Annotated in this window: 15 protein-coding genes; 9 read left to right on the top strand and 6 right to left on the bottom strand. The window is 50.8% G+C overall.

All coding sequences use genetic code 11. The features are described from left to right. Positions 1–285 precede the first annotated feature (285 nt). The 3 genes from AC6I7T_RS07390 to AC6I7T_RS07400 all read right to left on the bottom strand — a co-directional run bounded on the left by AC6I7T_RS07390 (position 286) and on the right by AC6I7T_RS07400 (position 3,133). Positions 286–1,803 carry a SulP family inorganic anion transporter gene (locus tag AC6I7T_RS07390; protein ID WP_497792707.1) on the bottom strand — a complete coding sequence of 506 codons (1,518 nt, stop codon included), beginning with the start codon at positions 1,801–1,803 and terminating at the stop codon, positions 286–288. 17 nt (positions 1,804–1,820) lie between these two features. Further along, positions 1,821–2,492, bottom strand: coding sequence for a carbonic anhydrase (locus AC6I7T_RS07395; RefSeq protein WP_497792708.1), 672 nt, complete (start codon positions 2,490–2,492; stop codon positions 1,821–1,823). Between the two features lie 239 nt (positions 2,493–2,731). Next, positions 2,732–3,133 carry a hypothetical protein gene (locus tag AC6I7T_RS07400; RefSeq protein WP_497792709.1) on the bottom strand — a complete coding sequence of 134 codons (402 nt, stop codon included), beginning with the start codon at positions 3,131–3,133 and terminating at the stop codon, positions 2,732–2,734. Positions 3,134–3,449: 316 nt separating this feature from the next. Between AC6I7T_RS07400 and AC6I7T_RS07405 the strand changes: the two genes are divergently transcribed. Continuing rightward, a complete protein-coding gene (locus AC6I7T_RS07405; protein WP_497792710.1) occupies positions 3,450–3,980 on the top strand; it encodes a hypothetical protein in 531 nt (176 codons plus the stop codon). 361 nt (positions 3,981–4,341) lie between these two features. Here the strand turns inward: AC6I7T_RS07405 and AC6I7T_RS07410 are convergent, their stop codons facing one another. Both AC6I7T_RS07410 and AC6I7T_RS07415 read right to left on the bottom strand, forming a co-directional pair. Next, complete coding sequence (locus AC6I7T_RS07410) at positions 4,342–4,752, bottom strand: OsmC family protein (RefSeq protein WP_497792711.1); 411 nt, start codon at positions 4,750–4,752, stop codon at positions 4,342–4,344. A 284-nt stretch (positions 4,753–5,036) separates the two neighbouring features. Next, complete coding sequence (locus AC6I7T_RS07415) at positions 5,037–6,017, bottom strand: IS5 family transposase (RefSeq protein ID WP_497792712.1); 981 nt, start codon at positions 6,015–6,017, stop codon at positions 5,037–5,039. A gap of 142 nt (positions 6,018–6,159) precedes the next feature. Here AC6I7T_RS07415 and AC6I7T_RS07420 point away from each other — a divergent pair, with 142 nt between their 5' ends. The 7 genes from AC6I7T_RS07420 (at position 6,160) to mscL (ending at position 14,303) form a co-directional block, all read left to right on the top strand. Next, positions 6,160–7,608: an aminotransferase-like domain-containing protein gene (locus tag AC6I7T_RS07420; RefSeq protein WP_497792713.1), complete on the top strand. Its 1,449-nt coding sequence runs from the start codon at positions 6,160–6,162 to the stop codon at positions 7,606–7,608. A gap of 248 nt (positions 7,609–7,856) precedes the next feature. Beyond that, positions 7,857–8,915, top strand: coding sequence for an S-methyl-5-thioribose-1-phosphate isomerase (mtnA, locus tag AC6I7T_RS07425; protein ID WP_497792714.1), 1,059 nt, complete (start codon positions 7,857–7,859; stop codon positions 8,913–8,915). A gap of 363 nt (positions 8,916–9,278) precedes the next feature. After that, the gene (locus AC6I7T_RS07430; protein WP_497792715.1) at positions 9,279–11,066 is read left to right on the top strand and encodes a VWA domain-containing protein; all 1,788 of its coding nucleotides are present in this window, start codon (positions 9,279–9,281) and stop codon (positions 11,064–11,066) included. A gap of 93 nt (positions 11,067–11,159) precedes the next feature. Continuing rightward, positions 11,160–12,956 (top strand): VWA domain-containing protein, encoded by a 1,797-nt coding sequence (locus AC6I7T_RS07435; protein ID WP_497792716.1) that lies wholly within the window; start codon positions 11,160–11,162, stop codon positions 12,954–12,956. 149 nt (positions 12,957–13,105) lie between these two features. Further along, positions 13,106–13,417, top strand: a complete 312-nt coding sequence (locus AC6I7T_RS07440; protein WP_497792717.1) for a permease — start codon at positions 13,106–13,108, stop codon at positions 13,415–13,417. Between the two features lie 88 nt (positions 13,418–13,505). Beyond that, positions 13,506–13,826, top strand: a complete 321-nt coding sequence (locus tag AC6I7T_RS07445) for a hypothetical protein (RefSeq protein WP_497792718.1) — start codon at positions 13,506–13,508, stop codon at positions 13,824–13,826. 75 nt (positions 13,827–13,901) lie between these two features. Next, on the top strand, positions 13,902–14,303 hold the full coding sequence (gene mscL, locus AC6I7T_RS07450) for a large conductance mechanosensitive channel protein MscL (RefSeq protein WP_497792719.1): 402 nt from the start codon (positions 13,902–13,904) through the stop codon (positions 14,301–14,303). Positions 14,304–14,326: 23 nt separating this feature from the next. Here the strand turns inward: mscL and AC6I7T_RS07455 are convergent, their stop codons facing one another. Beyond that, complete coding sequence (locus tag AC6I7T_RS07455) at positions 14,327–15,658, bottom strand: MFS transporter (protein ID WP_497792720.1); 1,332 nt, start codon at positions 15,656–15,658, stop codon at positions 14,327–14,329. Between the two features lie 178 nt (positions 15,659–15,836). On the opposite strand from AC6I7T_RS07455, the gene AC6I7T_RS07460 reads away from it, so the two are divergent. Then, a complete protein-coding gene (locus AC6I7T_RS07460; protein WP_497792721.1) occupies positions 15,837–17,951 on the top strand; it encodes a M28 family metallopeptidase in 2,115 nt (704 codons plus the stop codon). Positions 17,952–18,441: the final 490 nt, after the last annotated feature.

The following is an 18,441-nucleotide window of genomic DNA, read 5'->3' on the forward strand; positions in this document are numbered from 1 at the left end:
AAAATGCTCCGAAAAAAGAAAACTCAACCGCACGAATGACTCTACCCAGGAAATAGGGTATCGTCTACAAGAAAACATTTACATCGTAGAATTAAAGCACCTCGGAGCCATTTTCGAACACAAAAAAATCAGGGCGCATCCCCATCGATATGCGCCCTGTGAATGTACTTCTATGACAGGAAACTACAGATGCACATGCCCCTGTGATTTCCCGCTGCAGCTCGGCAGCAGTGGCCCTCCCTTCGACGCCACTACCGTCCGGCTGCAATCCTTTATCAATCCCATCTAGGCGGCCTCCTGGCGTGAGAGCCAATAACGCTGTTCCAGCCCCTCCCACTCGATACGGACCTCTGTTCCCTGCTCTTTATGCCTTGCTGCCCAGCTCTCCAGCAATTCCAGGCAGGCGTGGTCAATGTGATAAAGCCGGTCGATCTCTGCATGGACTACCGAGCCATGGGGAACCCGATCCAGGGCAGCCGTAATCTGTGGGATCTTGAGGAAGGTGGCCGATCCGATCAGAATCAAACGGTAATGATTCTCCCGGGAAAGAGGTACAACCTCTACGGTCAAATGTGTAGCCTTCCAGATCAAGCTCACCACAGAGAGCCCCACGCCAACAAGAACACCTGTGAGCAGATCCTTGCCGACGATGGTCAACAACGTCGCGGCATAGATCAGTAACGGCACGCGTCCAAAACGTGACATTTGCCGCAGATGCTGTATCTGAACCAGCTTAGCTCCTGTGTAGACCAGAACTGCAGCCAAACTGCAAATAGGCACCAATCTCAATACACCGGGCAAAAGTGTGACGAAGGCCAGAATCCACACACCGTGCAGAATGGCGGATTTGCGTGTCTCCGCTCCAGCCTGCACATTTGCCGAGCTGCGTACAATAACTCCGGTCATCGGTGGCGCTCCCAGGAATCCGCACAGAATATTGCCAATTCCCTGAGCGGATAATTCCCGGTCATAGTTCGTCTTGACCCTGTTTTGCATCTTGTCCACTGCGGCAGCAGAAAGCAGCGTTTCAGCACTTGCGATAAATGCAACAGCGAGTGCCGTGGTTAAGATGCCACCCCAATCCAATGACCCCAGGGAGCTCAACTTTGGCAGATCGACGATGCTCATCAGATTGGATGGAACATCTACCCTCTTAAGTGGGAAATGAAAGATCTGCGTAGTGAGGGTAGCCAAGACGATTCCCAGCAACGCTCCAGGAACCAGCTTCAGGGCCGAGGGGCGATACTTCTGCCACAGGACCATGACGGCAATCGTGATGATTCCGACGATCAAACCAAACTCTTCGCTGCTCCCATTCAGGGGAAAGATCCCCTCTTTGATCGCAGTAAAGATTGCCAGAAAGTTTTCCGGTCCATTTCTCTTCGGACTGTTATCCAGCATGACGTGGAACTGCTGAAGAACAATGAGAACCCCGATTCCGGCCAACATTCCGTGAATAACAGCGGGAGATATGGCGCGGAACCAGCGTCCCGCTTTTAACAACCCGGCAACGAGCTGAAAAAGACCGGCGATGATCAAAATGGGCCCGAGACCACTGATGCCGTGCTCACGAACAATTTCAAAAACAATTACGGCCAATCCCGCTGCTGGACCGCTTACCTGAAGCGGAGATCCAGCGAATGCACCTACAATAATTCCTCCCACAATCCCGGTTAGTAGCCCCTTAGCCGGAGGAAGTCCTGACGCAATAGCAATCCCCATGCACAGGGGCAACGCCACCAGAAAGACCACCATCGATGCGGAGAAATCCTTCACCCAGATATCGCGCGTATTCTTTTTCATCTTTCCCTCCTTGGCACTCAAGCCGACAACAACTCCAGTCGGGGTTGAACAATAGCTTTTGGAATACGCTGTGTTTCTAGGGGCACAAACCGAGCCATCTCAGCGTCAAAAGCTTCTATTTTTCCGGAGTGAATGGAATAGACCCACCCATGCAACTCCAGCCTTCCGCTCTGTAAGCCAGCGGCAACAGATGGGTGAGTTCTCAAGTGATTCAACTGGTGAATGACATTCGCACGGATGAGAGCACGTAACTTTTCTTCCCGGCCTGCGCCGTTTACACCGTCGTAGTCCAACATCTGCTTTGCTGCCTCAGCATGCCGCAACCATGCTGCGACGCTCGGCATTCCTTCCAGATGGTGGTTTTCCAGAACGGCTTTCATCGCACCGCAATCAGAGTGACCGCAAACGACAAGGTGCTTCACCTTTAAAGCGCAGACAGCATACTCAATCGTCGCCGAAACACCGCCGTGAGTTTCCCCGTAAGGAGGCACAATGTTTCCGGCATTGCGGCAGATAAACAAGTCTCCCGGCTGAGTCTGCAAAACCATGTCGGGAACAATGCGCGAATCCGAGCAGGTTAGAAAGAGCGTCTCAGGACGCTGCGACGACGCAAGAGAAGCAAATAACTCTTGCCTGTGAGGAAAGACCTCTGAGCAAAATCGCTCATACCCCTTCAATAAGGACTCCATATACGACTCCTCGAAACAGACACACTCCCAGTCTCCTTGTAGAGACACAGAGGCGTACCTGTGGCATGGCCACAAACGGGCGCTATCTTTCGTGAAACGAACAGTATGTAAAGAGAGGAATCAGCTGGAGCATTTTCCGCAAGCACTTAGATCAAGCCTCAGAAGCTTACGCGGCTTTCCGCCAAGAAAGCCGCTCTTCACAAGCTTTCAGCGATGTCTATGCCTATGCGGGAAATGCCCTAAATGGAAGGAGGACCACGAGGAACACGGATGGAAATACTGGGATTACTTGGATCTATATCCAAGTTCCCTCTGGGTAACAGACCGGGTGCAGCAAAGGTCCAATGGAGACCATTCGCTACAATCAAAGCAACAGGAGCGTCTCCAGAGATTGGAGGATGATCCTTGTGTCCGACGGAAGGCCCCAATAGAGCAGCCGACTGTGCACCCTCTCCCTCATGACGATCTACGATCAAATAACTTTCGCTAGAACGTGTGGCTGAACGAATGGAACGGGAGGTAGGAACACGAGCGTGAACGCTCTTGCTATGGGGAGTCACAAAGAAGGCGCACAATCCAAGCATCAGCAACGGAAAAACACCGCAGCTAAAGCAGGCTCGAATTTGGGCGCGCATACGCATTGTGATTATCCAGGAAATCTTTCTGATACAGCAAATTCCCGCCAACTGTGAGTACTTGCGGGAATTTCGGTTTGCTCTTCTTAGACGATCTTATACCAGAAATGGTTTCGGAAATTCATATGAATCACTCGAAAAACTAATATTCGATCACTGGAGGGCAATATGCGTCACAATATCGCTATTCTGAATGGTACAAAGAGATCTCTCCTCTGAGAAAGACCTTCGCTCTACTGAAGCAATGAAAACCATTCACAATCGGGCAATGTAGCAAGAGCAGTCAAATGAAATCAGTTTTCATAATGAAAGGACACTAACTATGAAGGTGCTGGCCCTCATCGTTGCAATCGCTCTCACCCCTTCCCTCTTCGCTCAGACGGTACAGGAGAAGAACGACCCATGGAAAGCGCTTAGCTTCATTCAGGGAACATGGGAGGCCAAAGCTCAAGGAGCAGCGGGAGTAGCAGCAACAGGAACCTACACCTTTCAGGCAGAACTGAACAATCACATACTAGCCCGTCACAGCAACTACTCTGGACAATGTAAAGGACCAGCTGATTTCAATTGCGAACACAGTGATCTGCTGTACATCTATCAAGAGGGCCAGGGCGCGCCGCTAAAGGCAATCTACTTTGATAATGAAGGGCACGTAATTCATTATGAAGTCTCCACTCCAACAGCAACGAGCTTAGAACTGCTCTCCTCCCTGACACAATCCGGACCACAGTTTCGACTCAGCTATGAACTCAACGGCACAATCCTTTCGGGGAAATTCCAGATTCGCGTTCCGGGACAAAAAGATTGGCACTCTTATCTAGAATGGAGCGGAGCACGCCTGAAGCCATCGTAGGAATGGCCAGACAGTGACAGCAATTAACAGCTACCTACTCCAGATTACTCGGCCGCTTCTGACCGTTACCTGAACGCCAGCAAAAACTCGTGGACTTAAGAGAGAAAGAGAAGATAGAAGGGAATCTCTTCATTGCCATGGATAGTGTCGAGCTTTCCCAAACAGCGCTGGCAACGCTCTGGACAAGCTGCAGAATAAGAGCAAGCCACAGATCCCGTAGGGGTTTGCCAACTGCTTTCCTCAACTGCCACACTGGGCGAGATGCGCCTTGTGTGGCAGTTAATGGCTGGTGCGTTGCTCACGATCTGGTTAGGCTGGTGCCATATTTACCGGTCGCGACAATGCCTGCAATACAGTTTTGCTACGCTGCACCCTGACTGTGTGTTCCCCCTTGGGCAGTTAACGAGATGTTGACCTGCGAATTGGCTTTCAGCGTGTTGCGGATCTTGCAACCTTCGGCTGCCGCGATGAGATTGGCTTTCGCCTTGTCATCAAGATGGACTCCATCTAGCTCAATGGAGACGGAAATATCAGACAACCTGGTCTTGTCCTTCGCAAGATCGGCCTCTGCTTTCACGACAAAGCTGGTGTATGCTATCCGCTCGGCGGTCATAGCATCTCTGATTTCGTGTCCGATACAGCCACAGAGTCCAGCTAGAAGTGTGTCAATTGGATTTGATCCCTCACCCGTCGTATCGATAACGAATTCTCCATGTCTTGTATTGGCATAGTGCTTCGACGTACCCCGATTAGTTATCCGTGCGCTGTACATGAATTCTCCTTTGCTTCAAGCCTTATGAAATTGTGTATTGATCGCTTTCAATGTGACGATCCAGTGTGAAGTTTAAAGTTCTTTGTGGAGTAGGAACAGATACACCTCGCTGGATTCTTACGCACAACGCCCGCTAGGAAAAACCTAAGGAACCTCTGAAAAACATTGAGTTACTAAGTAGCGGGCTAAGTTTTTAACATAACCAACCCAAAGCAGCGTTTTCTGCGGTGATTCCTCTTCTCGTTTTTGTTCACTGGAGGTGCACAAGACCTCCAGTGGACACACTACGCCCCTTGAGGGGCAAGCCGCTGGTTGATCTTCGCCAACCGTTTACGGTTCTGATAAAGATTGACCAGGGCAAAGGCAGCACACAACCATTCGTGGTTCTTCTTTAAGCCACGATAACGAACTTTCACCAAGCCGAAGATACGTTTGAGGATACGGAAGGGCCATTCTACCTTGGCTCGCACCCGCGATTTGCTCCGATTCCTGCGCTTTTGCTCTTCGTCCACACCCGCCTTGGTTTTCACTCGCCGCGAGGTCATGTCTTGTGCTCCCGGTGCGGCTTGGTGAATCTTATCGCTCTGTCCTTGATAGCCCGCGTCTCCCCAGACTTTCTTCTCCTCCCCGTGCAATAAGTCCCCCAGCATATGCACATCGGAGACCGAAGCCGCTGTCGTACAAAGCGAATGCACGATGCCCGCTTTCGCATCCACCCCGATATGGGCTTTGATTCCGAAGTACCACTGATTTCCCTTCTTGGTCTGATGCATCTCCGGATCGCGCTCTTTCTTCTCGTTCTTCGTCGAGGTCGGTGCGTGAATAATCGTCGCATCCACGAAGGTGCCGGTGCTGATACGAATACCTTTGCTCTCCAGATACAGGTTCACCGTATCCAGCATCTGCCCGCACAGTTGATGGGCTTCCAATAAGTGGCGGAAGTTGAGAATCGTGGTTTCATCCGGCGCCGGCGCTCGGCCCAGATCAATTCCGGCGAAGCGGCGCATCACTGCCGATTCATAGAGCGCGTCTTCCACTGCTGGATCCGACAGAGCAAACCACTGCTGCAAAAAGTAGACCCGCAGCATGATCCCAAGACCCACAGGTTTGCGCCCTTGTTCTCCCTTCGAATAATACGGTGCAACCAGTCTCAGCAGTTCGCTCCATGGCATCGCCGCCTCCATCTCTTCCAGAAACTGTTCCCGCCGTGTCTTCTTCGCATAACGTTGGAACTCTGCTTGATGGGCCAATGTCATCTGTTGCATCCGTGATCTTCTCCCCTCTTTCACTTTATCCGCTCCATTCCTGGTTCGGCTAGTTTTTCAGAGGTTCCCTAACTGTAACCATCATTTGTGTGGGCAACTGTATCTTTTGATGGGCCTATATACACGGCATACAATCATTCGCATGAGCACGAAGCTCGAATTCGAAGCCGGACAGCTGTGGCTTCACGACGAGGTTGCCGCCAGTATTGGAAACCTTATAGAGCATGGAACGTACCGTCCTGGCGATCGCATTCCCTCAATCCGGCAACTGAGTCGTCAGCTGCGTGTAAGTATCAACACCGTGATGCAGGCTTACGCGCATTTGGAAGATATGCAGATAATCGAGGCACGCTCTCAGTCGGGCTACTACGTCCGCGTGCCGATTCCGGAGCCTACCAAGTCGGTGCCGCATTGGAAAATGCGCAAGGAATTAACACCAACCCCCGTGACGCTCGGTGAAGTTCCGGTGCAAATAATACGCAATATCTCAGATGCTTCGCTGGTCCCGCTCGGACGGGGAACACCTAATCCTGATCTCTTGCCAATCAAAAAGCTGAACCGCATGTTATCCACGCAAGCCCGGCGATTTCCCGTTGAGAGCGTTTCCTATACCGAGTCCTGTGGCAGCTTAAGGTTGCGTACACAGATCGCGAAGAGACTAATCACTTCCGGATGCCCGGCTTCACCCAACGACATCCTCGTTACGTCAGGCTGTATAGAAGCCATCACACTCGCACTACAAGCAACATGCAGGCCCGGCGATACAGTTGCTGTCGCCTCCCCGGTTTTCTACACGTTTTTGAATTCCATTCAATGGTTGGGACTCAAGGTTCTTGAAATCCCATCGGCTCCTCGCGAAGGAATAAATCTGGAGGTGCTCAGCTATGCAATTACCCATAACCCGGTTCACGCCTGCATCATTATCTCGAATTTCGATAATCCTCTGGGTACATTGATGCCAGATGAGAAGAAAAAGGAATTAGTCCGCCTCCTGGCAAAACACGAGATCCCGCTGATCGAGGATGATGTTTACGGAGAGCTGCACTTCGGACCGACACGACCCACAGCAGCCAAAGCCTTTGATGAAAAGGGACTGGTTCTTCTTTGTTCATCTTTCTCCAAAACCCTGGCACCTGGATACCGGATCGGATGGATCGCTCCCGGCAGATTTCAACGGCGAGTTGAAGGGCTCAAAACCTTGTTCAACATCGCTACGGCATCTCCCACCCAGCTCGCCGTTGCGGAATTCTTAATGAACGGGGGATACGATCGTCACTTGCGAGCTATTCGTCGAACCTATTGCAAGCAAGTCGCACAAATGCGGGACGCTATCGTTCGTTATTTTCCAGAAGGCAGCAAGGTTACTCGACCCGAAGGAGGATTCATCATCTGGGTTGAGATGCCGGATTCAATCGATTCTCATACGTTGTACGAAGAAGCTCTCAAGAAGAGAATCAGCGTAGCCCCAGGCTCAATCTTTGCACTAGACGATGCGTTCAAGAACTATATCCGGCTCAATGCCGCTTTCTGGTCGGAACAGGTAGAAGCTGCCCTCAAGACGGTCGGAGCCCTTGCCTGTACGATGGCCTGAAGGCGGAAAAAACTCCAGAATCAACCCCTGTACGATCAATCCTGCCCGTCTCGGAAATCACGCCTTTTGTTTGGAAGGAATAGAGCGGTTTAAAGACAGGCCCGGCACGTCTGATCCATTGAGTATTGCTGGCTCCGGAAGGTCAAGATTTTGATGTTGGATACAGAATTCTCGTAAGTATTCTCCATTCAATTAGATAGCCCTTAATTCCTCCAGGCAAGGACCGCAAATAGTAAACTCAGTATTGTATGATTCCGACCCTTGAATGGACCGCTACAGGCGTCCGCTTCCTTGATCAGACCAAGCTGCCTCTAGAAGAAACCTACGTTTTAGCCACCAGCTACCAAGAGGTTGCTAACGTCATTACCACGATGATCGTCCGCGGAGCCCCCGCGATTGGTGTTTCCGCTGCTATGGGTGTTGCTCTCGGAGTTCAACACTCCAAGGCAAAGACGGTGAAGGAACTCCGTCCGGAGTTCGATACGATCGCGAAAACATTGGCCTCCACTCGACCCACAGCAGTCAACCTATTCTGGGCTATTGAGCGGATGCGTCAACTATTTCAAACTCTGGCGGCAAAGCCGGATATTACTATCGATGAGATCCGCACAGCCTTAATCAGCGAAGCCAATGCCATGTACGACGAAGACATTGCTGCTTGCAAGGCGATGGGTGCACACGGAGCGGCACTGCTCCCCCAATCTGGCACAGTCCTTACCCATTGCAATGCGGGGGCCTTGGCCACTTGTGGTTACGGTACAGCCCTTGGTGTTATCCGGGCAGCGGTGGAACGGGGACATAACATCCATGTCTTTGCCGATGAAACCCGGCCGTTCCTTCAGGGAGCACGTCTCACAGCGTGGGAACTGATGCATGACTCAATTCCTACGACAGTACTCTGCGACAACATGGCAGCCAGCCTCATGCGTCAAGGCAAGATTCAAGCTGTAGTCGTTGGAGCAGACCGTATTGCCGCAAATGGAGATGTGGCCAATAAGATCGGGACTTATGGCGTCGCAGTCCTGGCAAAGGAACATGGAATACCCTTCTATGTTGCCGCGCCATGGTCGACAATCGATACCGCGACCCCAACCGGAGATGCCATTCCCATTGAGCAACGACCGGCAGTTGAGGTGACTCATCATGCAGGGAAACAGCTAACGCCCAATGGTGTGGGTATTGAAAATCCTGCCTTTGATGTCACTCCGGCCCGCTACGTTACAGCAATCATCACCGAGCGTGGAGTTCTCAAGGCGCCGTACGATGAAGCACTCAAGCAAGGCGAATTAGCCGTCGCCACGAAGTAAATGATCCAGGCAGCGCTGCCCCACTCGGAGATACGCACAAACGCGACAAGGAGTGGGGTAGCTGAAGCTGCAGCAGCTCTCAAAGTAGTCCCGAACAAATACAAGCCTTGAAAGCTTTGCCAGCGTTTGCGAATACGAGCCGAACGAGCAAGATATAAGCTCACTCCGCTGTTAGTGTATTCCTCGCTCAAGTGTGATCCTGACCGCAAAGATTTTGGCAGCTTTCTATCAAAGGAAGCTGCACTTCACCATTCTTGGCAAATGTATACCTATGTGAGAAATGCTTTAATAGTTCAATAAATTTAAGTTATTCCACTCCCAACCTATTCATGTTAGGGTTTCTTCATAGCTTGAGGAGACTCGATGCACGCTCGTTGGACGTTTGCTCTTTTGCTTTCCGCTGTGACGTTTACGTCTTCTGCCCAAACAGCCGCTACCAATAATCCTGAGATCACAATTAAAGCTCAGGCATCGACTGTTATCGTTGATGTAGTTGTCACGGATAAGCACGGGGATCCGGTTACAGGTCTGACCAAAGAGCAGTTTCACGTCACAGAAAACGGAAAGCCGCAACAGATCGGATTCTTTGAACCGCATCACGAAGTCGATCCTTCACAGGCAAAGCCTCGTCCTACGCTCCCTCAGAACATCTATACGAACTATCCTTTTTCACAGGTCTCGGACTCTATCAATGTTCTTCTGATGGATGCGCTGAACACACCAATGAAGGATCAGCTCTATGTACGGCAGCAGATGATCTCTTTCCTCAAGAAGCTTCCACCGGGAACCCGACTTGCCATCTTTACACTCAACTCCCAACTACGAATGCTCCAAGGCTTCAGCTCGGATCCTCAACTTCTACAAGAAGCCCTGAACAGCAAGAAAGCCTCTTCACGGCAATCCATCCTGTTGCCTGGAGAGGGAGACAAGAAGATCTCAGAATCGCTTGAAGATAGCGGGGAGATGAAAAACGCTGTCCTTGAGGCACAGATTGCACAACTGAAGCAATTCGAGGCCGATATAGAGTCCTTTCAGACAGACCTACGGGTCCGCTATACACTGTCAGCCTTCAAAGAACTCAGTGCCTATCTGAGTGGCATGCCGGGCAGAAAAAACATTATCTGGTTTTCCGGTTCTTTTCCCCTGGTCATTCAGCCTGACTCAAATCTACAGAATCCATTCTCGGCATCGCGGACATACGATAAGGAAATTCGCGAAACAACAAACCTGATGGCACAACATCAGATCGCCGTCTATCCGGTAGATGGCCGCGGCCTGATGACCTCATCGACTACCAATATTGCCGATAGTGGCTCCCGATATGTAAGAAAACCCTCGACATTTGCAGAAGAGACGATGAAGTCCTTTCAAAAAAAGGCCGCCGAAAATGCGGCGATGGATCAGATCGCCCAGAGCACTGGAGGGGAAGCTATCTATAACACCAATGGACTAAAGGAAGCCATTGGCCACATCGTCCATGTCGGATCTACCTATTACACCATCGCATACACTCCCTCCGACAACAAATACGACGGCAACTACCGCAAGATAGCGCTTCACTTGGATGCTCCAAATGTAAAGCTGGCATACCGGCGTGGTTATTTCGCCATGGATCCCAATAAATCTCACCAGAGTACGGACGTTGAAACCGCTAACTTCGTTCACGTCACGATGAGAAGAGGCGCACCCGATGCCACACAACTCGTATTTAACGTTCGAGTGCAACCAGCCAATCCTCCTGTCGACTTCACTAAAGAACCTTCGCGCAATAGCGACCCTGGAGTAAAGCTTCAGGGTCCTCTCATTCGTTACTGGGTAGACTGGGCAATCGATTTACACAACCTGAATCTCACTTTGACACAGGATGGAGTGCGTCATGGCACACTTATGGTTGCCATGGTCGGTTATGACCCTGACGGAAAACTTCTCAATTCTGCAACACAGAACCTCAAGCTGACCCTTTCTCCGGCTAACTATGCGGCCTTCATAAAGAAGGGGCTTCCCTATCATTCGGATATCGACCTTCCCAAGGGAGAAGACTTCTTACGCCTCGGGATATTCGATCAATCCGCGGATAAATCCGGAACATTGGAAATTCCACTGACTCAGGTAAAGCCAATCAACAAGGAGACGGCCAGCAAACCACAGTAACAACATCCTGGATTCTGAGCTTCTATCTTCAATCTGGCTTAGTGACATATGTTTCAGTAATGTGTTAGGGTTCCTTGTTCAGGTGAGGGGCCAATGCGCTTGGGTTATATTTTTGCTGCATTTCTATTAGCTTTCTCAATAGCTTGTTCAGCACAAACAACGAACCGCACCGATTCTCAAATCACATTAAAAGCCAAAGCCCTAAACGTGATCGTGGATGTTGTCGTAACTGATCGTGAAGGTAATCCTGTTACTGGCTTAACCAAAGAGAAGTTCCACATACAAGAGAATGGAACACCTCAGCAGATCAGCTTTTTCGCGGCGTATCAGGGAAACAATTCCACACAGGCAAAAGCACGAGAGCCGATACCCGAGGACGTCCACACGAATCTTCCGGATTCTCTTTCGGCAGATTCCATCAATGTCCTGCTCATGGACGCGCTCAACACCCCCTTGGAGAATCAGGCCTACGTTCGACAGCAGATGCTCAATTTCCTCCAGTACATCCCCTCCGGCCATCCGATGGCCATTTTCACGTTAAGTTCAAAATTGCAGTTATTACAGGGCTTCAGCTCCGATCCTAGAATCCTGCAAGAGGCTTTGCACAGTACCCAGGCAGCAGTGAATCCACCCAACCTCCTGCCGGAACCACTAGAACGGAAATTGTCCACACAGATTCAAGACATTGGACGCAGCACTCCGAGGTTGGAAGAGATAGTGCAAAAGATCAAACAGTTCGAAGCAGACGTGGAGGCCACTCAAACCGACACGCGTGTTGGATATACCCTGGAAGCGTTCAGAGAATTAAGCGCATATCTGAACGCGTTCCCAGGCCGGAAAAACATCATCTGGTTCTCAGGCTCTTTCCCTGTAGCCATCGATCCTGATAATAGCCTGCCCTCTCCATTTTCTGCCGTTCGCGAATACACAAAAGCCATTCGGGAAACTACTAATCTGCTGGCCTCCAGCCAGATTGCCGTATATCCGATTGATGCTCGTGGAGTAATGGCCTCCCCCGTCTATAACGTCGGGCGGAACGGATCCAGATATTTCCGGGATTCTTCGGCCTTCAGCGATGAGAATCAAAAATTCTTCCAACAGACAACGGCAGAAAACGCCACGATGAACGTGATTGCAAGGAATACGGGAGGAGAGGCTCAGATCCATACCAACGACTTCAAAGCCGCTCTCATCCACGTTCTTCGTGCAGGCGCGAGTTATTACCGGCTTGCTTACACTCCTTCGAATAGGAAATATGACGGTCAATATCGAAAGATTTCCATACAGATAGATTCTCCCAATACGACTCTTGCATACCGGCGCGGCTACTTTGCCAGCGACCCGCATGCACCACAGGAAAGCGCTTCGCAGCACAAAGATGCTCTCTTCCAGACGGCTATGCGCCTGGGAGCTCCCGATGCAACTCAAATCATTTTCAATGTTCGGGTTCGTCCGTCGAGTCCACAGCCCGATCTCGGCAAAGCTTCCTCGCGGAATGGAAGCAATGGCTCAAACCTCAAAGGGCCTCTGCTCCGATATTCAGTAGACTGGGCAATCGATATTCACAATGTACTTACCAGTACCTCAGCGGATGGCTTTCACCATGGAGCATTGGTGGTTTCGATGGTCGGATACGATGCGACAGGCAAGCCGCTCAATTCCGTTGCTAAAGATCTGCGGATAGACCTTTCTCCCGATCTATATTCGATGGTTCTCAGCAAGGGACTTCCGTTCCATACAGATCTGGACCTGCCCCTCGGGAAAACACATCTGAGGTTAGGAGTAATCGATCAATCCAGCAACCAGACAGGAACAACGGAAATTCTGCTAGACCAATCCGAAATCACACACGATGACATGTCTCAAGCGAAGCAAACTAGCAGCAGGTAAATTCGTACAACCACCAGAGCTGGCCGAGCCGGGCACCGGTTCCAGAAGTAGCTTTCGCTGAAAGATATCGCCTGAAACGGACAATGGCGGGTTTCGTCCTACCGCGGCTGGCTACGCTACACTATTGCTGTAAGGTCATTCCTTCCCCAATGACTACATCCGTTTTTCGTCTCCGATCCCGCTCGCTTGCACGCGGTACCGCAGTGGTGCTGTTCAGCTTAGCGTTAGCCTTCTACCTTTCAGGATTCCCACAAGGCCACAAGGCACCTCTTCTTGTGCTGCCCGCTATTTTTGCTATTTATGGCACAGGTGAAACGGTCCGCTGTCTCCAGGCGCGCTGGAGCTTCTATCATGGCGGGGTCTTGCTGCTTGTCTACATGGACATCCTGACCGTGGTCATGATTCTCTTTCTGCTCTTCTATCCCTACGCAGGATGGCTGCTTGAAGATATGTCGCGATAGAGATGGGGAGTCTGTTTGAGATGGCAACTCGAGACACATTGCTCCTTCTTCGTACGCGAAAGCCGGAAATGCTTTAGTCTGGAAAATCATGTCACAGCGCAAGTCTGGAGTGGCACTTTTACTGTCCCTGGCAACCTGCGGAGCCTCCGTTGCACTGCTTGTTGGCCCTCAAGCGAGTATCTGCACAAACCGGCCATCCCTCACCGTTCTTGCGATGGTTGCAGCTTTCGTTCTGGCGATGGGCATTCGTCTATTACGTTTGGACAAACGAAGTCGCTCGCTGTTACTTTTTTCGAGCTTGCTGGCATTTGGCACTCTAGCTGTTAATGCCAGATTTGTCTTTGTTCACAGGGCCGAGTGTAAAGCCGAAGCCGCGGTACAGAACGTATCTCTTTCGCTCCACAAATAAAGATCGACTGTGGACAATTATCACAATATGGATAAAATTGGCATCCTACACACGAAGTAGCCTGAAGGAGGACACATGTTGAAAGGATTCCGCGACTTTCTCATGCGTGGGAACGTCGTCGATCTTGCTATCGCGGTGATTATCGGCGCGGCCTTTACAGCGATTGTGAATTCACTCGTTGCCGATATCATCAACCCGTTACTTGCCGCTACCGTCGGCAAACCGGACTTCTCCTATCTGGTACTGGAAATACATGGTGGCAAAATCAAATATGGCAACTTTCTGAATGCTGCCATTGCCTTTCTGCTGATAGGAGGCTCAGTCTATTTCGGAATTGTGCTTCCTATTAATGCTCTGATGCGGCGTCTTCATCCAGCTACTCCTGCCGCGCCGGCCACCAGACAGTGTCCTGAATGCTTGAGCGATATCCCGATAGCAGCAAAGCGCTGTGCACACTGCGCACAACCGGTTGCCTGATTTTTGCAGCCTGGAAGACCTGCTCAATCCAGATCGCGAAGCGGCTTCGAGAAGAAAAAGAATCCCAGGTAAAAAAGCATAGCCATCGCTGCCATTGCGGCGATGGCATGCTCGGTAGGGATATGCCGTGAAAGTTCGGCGGCCACCAGACTACCCAAGGGCGGCAGTCCCAGGAAAGCCGTGCTGTAGATGCTCATTACCCTGCCCCGCATCTCATCCGAACTCAGTTGCTGCATGGCCACGTTCACCGTGGAGATCGTCATGATCATCCCGAACCCTTCGCAAAACGACACCGCCGCGGAGAGCCAGAAGGTCTTCGAATAGCAGAAGACAATCGCTGCGCTCATGACGAAGAGCCCGGCAAAGACAATGACACGCCCCCGATGCCGTAAAACACCACGTGAAGCAATAACAGCGGCAGCAAGAAAGGCTCCAATTCCCGAACAGGCCATGATCAAGCCAAGGCCACGTTCGGAAGCGTGCAGATCGTTGCGTACAAAGTACGGGATAAAGGTGAGGAAGGGCATAAGGAAAAAGCTGGCAGACATGACCAGGCCCACAATCGCAAACATCTGCTGCTGATGGCGAACATATCGGAACCCTTGCTTCAGGCTCTGCAGAACACTCTTATGCCGATCCCTTTTCGGAGGCGGAGGATAGTGAATCCGAAAGAGCGAGACGAGCACAGCCAAAAAGCTAAGGCCGTTCAGGAAGAAGTTTCCCGCCATACCGATCCATGCCATGGCATAACCGCCGAGCGTTGGGCCCAAAACCCGCGACATGTTGAACTGTGCGGCATTCAGAGCTATGGCATTCGGCAGATCCTCGCGCTCGACCAACTGCGGCACGATGGCTTGATAACTGGGGGCATTCATTGACATGGCTGTTCCTGTCAGGAAAGCAAGCAAAGCCAGCTGCCCAATCGTGATCACCTTCAGATAGGTCAGTACCGCCAGAATGAAAGCCAGAATCATCATGATGCTCTGGGTCGATATCAGCAGATAGCGTCGATTGACCCGATCCGCAATCACACCACCAAACAACGTAAACAGCAGAAAAGGGAAAGAACCGACAAAGCCGACCAGCCCCAACCAGAAGGAAGAATTGGTCAGTTGCAGAACCAGCCATCCCTGCGCCACGTTCTGCATCCAGGTACCGATATTCGAAGTAAAGTTTCCGGCCCAAAAGATTCGGAAATTCCTGTTATGCAGAGCACGGATGATCTGCGGCAAAGAATTACTTCTCTTCGTAAGCCCAGCAACAGTTTCAGCGGGATTTACAGCCGGTTCCGCGGCAGCTGAAATTGAGCCCGAGCCTACACGTGCTTCAGTTGTCGACTCCGTATTTTCTTGCATAACAATGAGGCTGGTGGAGCAATTCTCCTTTATTTAAGACGCCTTCGCTTCTTTCTTCATTGCCGGAGACGAATCACAAGTGTTCCGGCCAGAAGAATGGCTCCGCTGGCGGGAAGGTCTCCCCGCCTCTTCAATAGTGTAAGCTGAGCTTTTTACTCGGATAGAAGAGGAGCTACACTTGTTTCTCTTTCGACGCATTGCTGCTTTCTGCTGTTTCTACGTTCTTTTTCTTAGCTTCTCCTCAGCGCAGAGTCCTACTGCAGGTGTTTTCGGCTATCGGGACTTTTCTCAGCAGCAAAAAATCGATCGCGCTTTTCTCAAAATTCCAAGTGCAAAACTAGCCGGAGAGCATCTGAAGAATCTCACGGCAGCACCGCACATTGCGGGTTCGAAAGAAGACTACGAAACTGCCCAATACGTTGCATCGAAATTCCGTATCGCCGGTCTGGTAACACAAATTGTTCCCTACAAGGTTTACTTCAATCTTCCCAAAGAAATTCGCATTGAAGCTTTCGATGCGGATGGGAAGTTGCTGATGCTAGGCCCAACGAAAGAGCATGTCGAAGCAGATCCCTTCCAGGACGATCCGCGCGTTGTCCTCCCTTTTAATAGTTCTTCTGCTTCAGGAGACATCACCGCAGATGTTGTCTACGCAAACTACGGAAGGATCGAGGACTTCCAGACACTTGAATCCTTACATATCGATGTTAAAGGGAAGATCGTTCTTGTGCGCTATGGAGCTAATTTCCGCGGGGTAAAAGCCTATATCGCACAGGAGCGCGGAGCAGCGGGAATCCTTATCTATTCCGATCCGGCAGACGATGGCTACTCGCGCGGCAGGACCTATCCCTCTGGGCCTTACCGTCCAGAAACCGGAGTACAACGTGGTTCCGTACAATACATGTTCAAATATCCCGGCGATGTAGAAACTCCCGGCTTCGCCTCTACTCCCGAGCTTCCCGACTCCCGACGCATTCCTGCCTCTCGGGCTTCAAGTCAGCCGAACATCATGGCTACACCGATTTCATATCACGATGCAACGCCGATATTGCAGCATCTGGAAGGTCCTGTCGCGCCGCGCTCCTGGCAAGGGACACTACCTCTCACCTACCATCTCGGACCAGGCGGAGTGAAGATCCATCTGGTTCTTAAACAGGATTATCAATTACGCACTATCTGGGACGTCATTGGAACAATCAAAGGATCTCGATATCCAGAAGAATGGGTAATCGTAGGGAATCATCGCGATGCCTGGGCCTATGGTGCGGTAGATCCCAACAGTGGAACAGCAGCCATGCTCGAATCGGTGCACGGAATTGGATCTCTTCTAAAGCATGGGTGGAAGCCAAAGCGCACGATCATCTTTGCCAGCTGGGACGGAGAAGAAGAAGGCCTCATCGGTTCAACCGAATGGACTGAGGAGCATGAAAAGGAATTAGCCCATGCTGTTGCTTATTTCAACGTCGACGTTGGCGTCTCCGGTCCAACTTTTTCCGCCAGTGCCGTACCTTCGCTAAAGAGATTCCTTCAAGATGTAACCAAACAGGTGCCCAGCCCAACGGGAAACTCCGTATACCAGGCCTGGCAAAGGAATGAGCATGCAGCGCAGACCTCGGGAGGAGATAGTTCCACAAGCAGCGACGACATACACGTAGGCACTCTTGGTAGCGGATCGGACTTCACTCCATTTCTGCAACACGCCGCAGTTCCATCCACCGATATTGGATCTCAGGGTGCATATGGTGTCTACCATTCTGTCTTCGACAATTACGAATGGTTCATCAAGAATGCCGATCCAAGTTTTGTTTATGAGCGGGAGATGGCACAAGTTCTGGGCCTGGAAGCTTTGCATATGGCCGAAGCAACTGTCCTGCCCTACGACTACGTGACATATGGGAAGGAAATCGTCTCATACCTGGAGATGGCCAAGAACAAGGCTTCCGCCGCAAAACTCAACCGCCTGAATTTCAGCGCTGCAGAAGCTGCAGCTCAGACATTTCTTCACGCTGCTGAGTCCGTACAGCAAAGACAACTTGCTGTTCCAGCCAATCCAGAATCCCTAAATGCAGCCTTGCGACGGGCAGAAAGCGATCTTCTTCTCCCTTCAGGATTGCCCAACCGTCCTTGGTATCGACATGCCATCTTTGCTCCCGGAGAATATACCGGCTATGCCGCCGTAGTAATTCCCGGAGTAAACGAAGCAATCGACGCTCGCAACGAAGCAATAGCGCAAAGTCAGATGGAGCAGCTTGCGGCAGCCTTGAATCGTGCCGCAACTACCTTGCAGCAGTGACATTGAGCTTGCGAAAACAGTGGAGCACTTCCCTGACTGCAACTATCTAGGGGGAGATATTCAAATCGTGCCTCTAAAGATCCAGCACCTCCTGCCGATAACAAGAAAGTAATCCAAGATTAGTAGTGCCAAATTTGACCCCTTGTCACAGATCTTGGTAAGGCATTACATTTAAACGAAATAAAGCTCATCTCTTCCAGTTTTCTTTTATAGAAACTGGATGTTGATGTACTTACACCCAATTGACGTTGCACTTTTGTTGTATTGATAGTTACTGCCTTTCCGGTCTACATTTTGATCAATCTTTAACCAAAGTTTAAAGGGAGACCATGTGGGAATAACCGCATGGGGCTGTGGGGTGTATTGGAAATGCAAGACTTACTTCTGGTTTTGGTTCTCGTTGGCGTGATAGTTCTTCCAGTCTTGATTGCTACACGAATAGGAAACCGGAAGCCTCAAACGCTTCCAGAAAAGGCTCCGGCTGCGAACC

The organism is Humiphilus diazotrophicus (assembly GCF_059726315.1).

Coding starts and splice junctions, on each gene's coding strand:
- AC6I7T_RS07390 (WP_497792707.1), bottom strand. CDS start 1,803: ATGAAAAAGAATACGCGCGATATCTGGGTGAAGGATTTCTCCGCATCG.
- AC6I7T_RS07395 (WP_497792708.1), bottom strand. CDS start 2,492: ATGGAGTCCTTATTGAAGGGGTATGAGCGATTTTGCTCAGAGGTCTTT.
- AC6I7T_RS07400 (WP_497792709.1), bottom strand. CDS start 3,133: ATGCGTATGCGCGCCCAAATTCGAGCCTGCTTTAGCTGCGGTGTTTTT.
- AC6I7T_RS07405 (WP_497792710.1), top strand. CDS start 3,450: ATGAAGGTGCTGGCCCTCATCGTTGCAATCGCTCTCACCCCTTCCCTC.
- AC6I7T_RS07410 (WP_497792711.1), bottom strand. CDS start 4,752: ATGTACAGCGCACGGATAACTAATCGGGGTACGTCGAAGCACTATGCC.
- AC6I7T_RS07415 (WP_497792712.1), bottom strand. CDS start 6,017: ATGCAACAGATGACATTGGCCCATCAAGCAGAGTTCCAACGTTATGCG.
- AC6I7T_RS07420 (WP_497792713.1), top strand. CDS start 6,160: ATGAGCACGAAGCTCGAATTCGAAGCCGGACAGCTGTGGCTTCACGAC.
- mtnA (WP_497792714.1), top strand. CDS start 7,857: ATGATTCCGACCCTTGAATGGACCGCTACAGGCGTCCGCTTCCTTGAT.
- AC6I7T_RS07430 (WP_497792715.1), top strand. CDS start 9,279: ATGCACGCTCGTTGGACGTTTGCTCTTTTGCTTTCCGCTGTGACGTTT.
- AC6I7T_RS07435 (WP_497792716.1), top strand. CDS start 11,160: ATGCGCTTGGGTTATATTTTTGCTGCATTTCTATTAGCTTTCTCAATA.
- AC6I7T_RS07440 (WP_497792717.1), top strand. CDS start 13,106: ATGACTACATCCGTTTTTCGTCTCCGATCCCGCTCGCTTGCACGCGGT.
- AC6I7T_RS07445 (WP_497792718.1), top strand. CDS start 13,506: ATGTCACAGCGCAAGTCTGGAGTGGCACTTTTACTGTCCCTGGCAACC.
- mscL (WP_497792719.1), top strand. CDS start 13,902: ATGTTGAAAGGATTCCGCGACTTTCTCATGCGTGGGAACGTCGTCGAT.
- AC6I7T_RS07455 (WP_497792720.1), bottom strand. CDS start 15,658: ATGCAAGAAAATACGGAGTCGACAACTGAAGCACGTGTAGGCTCGGGC.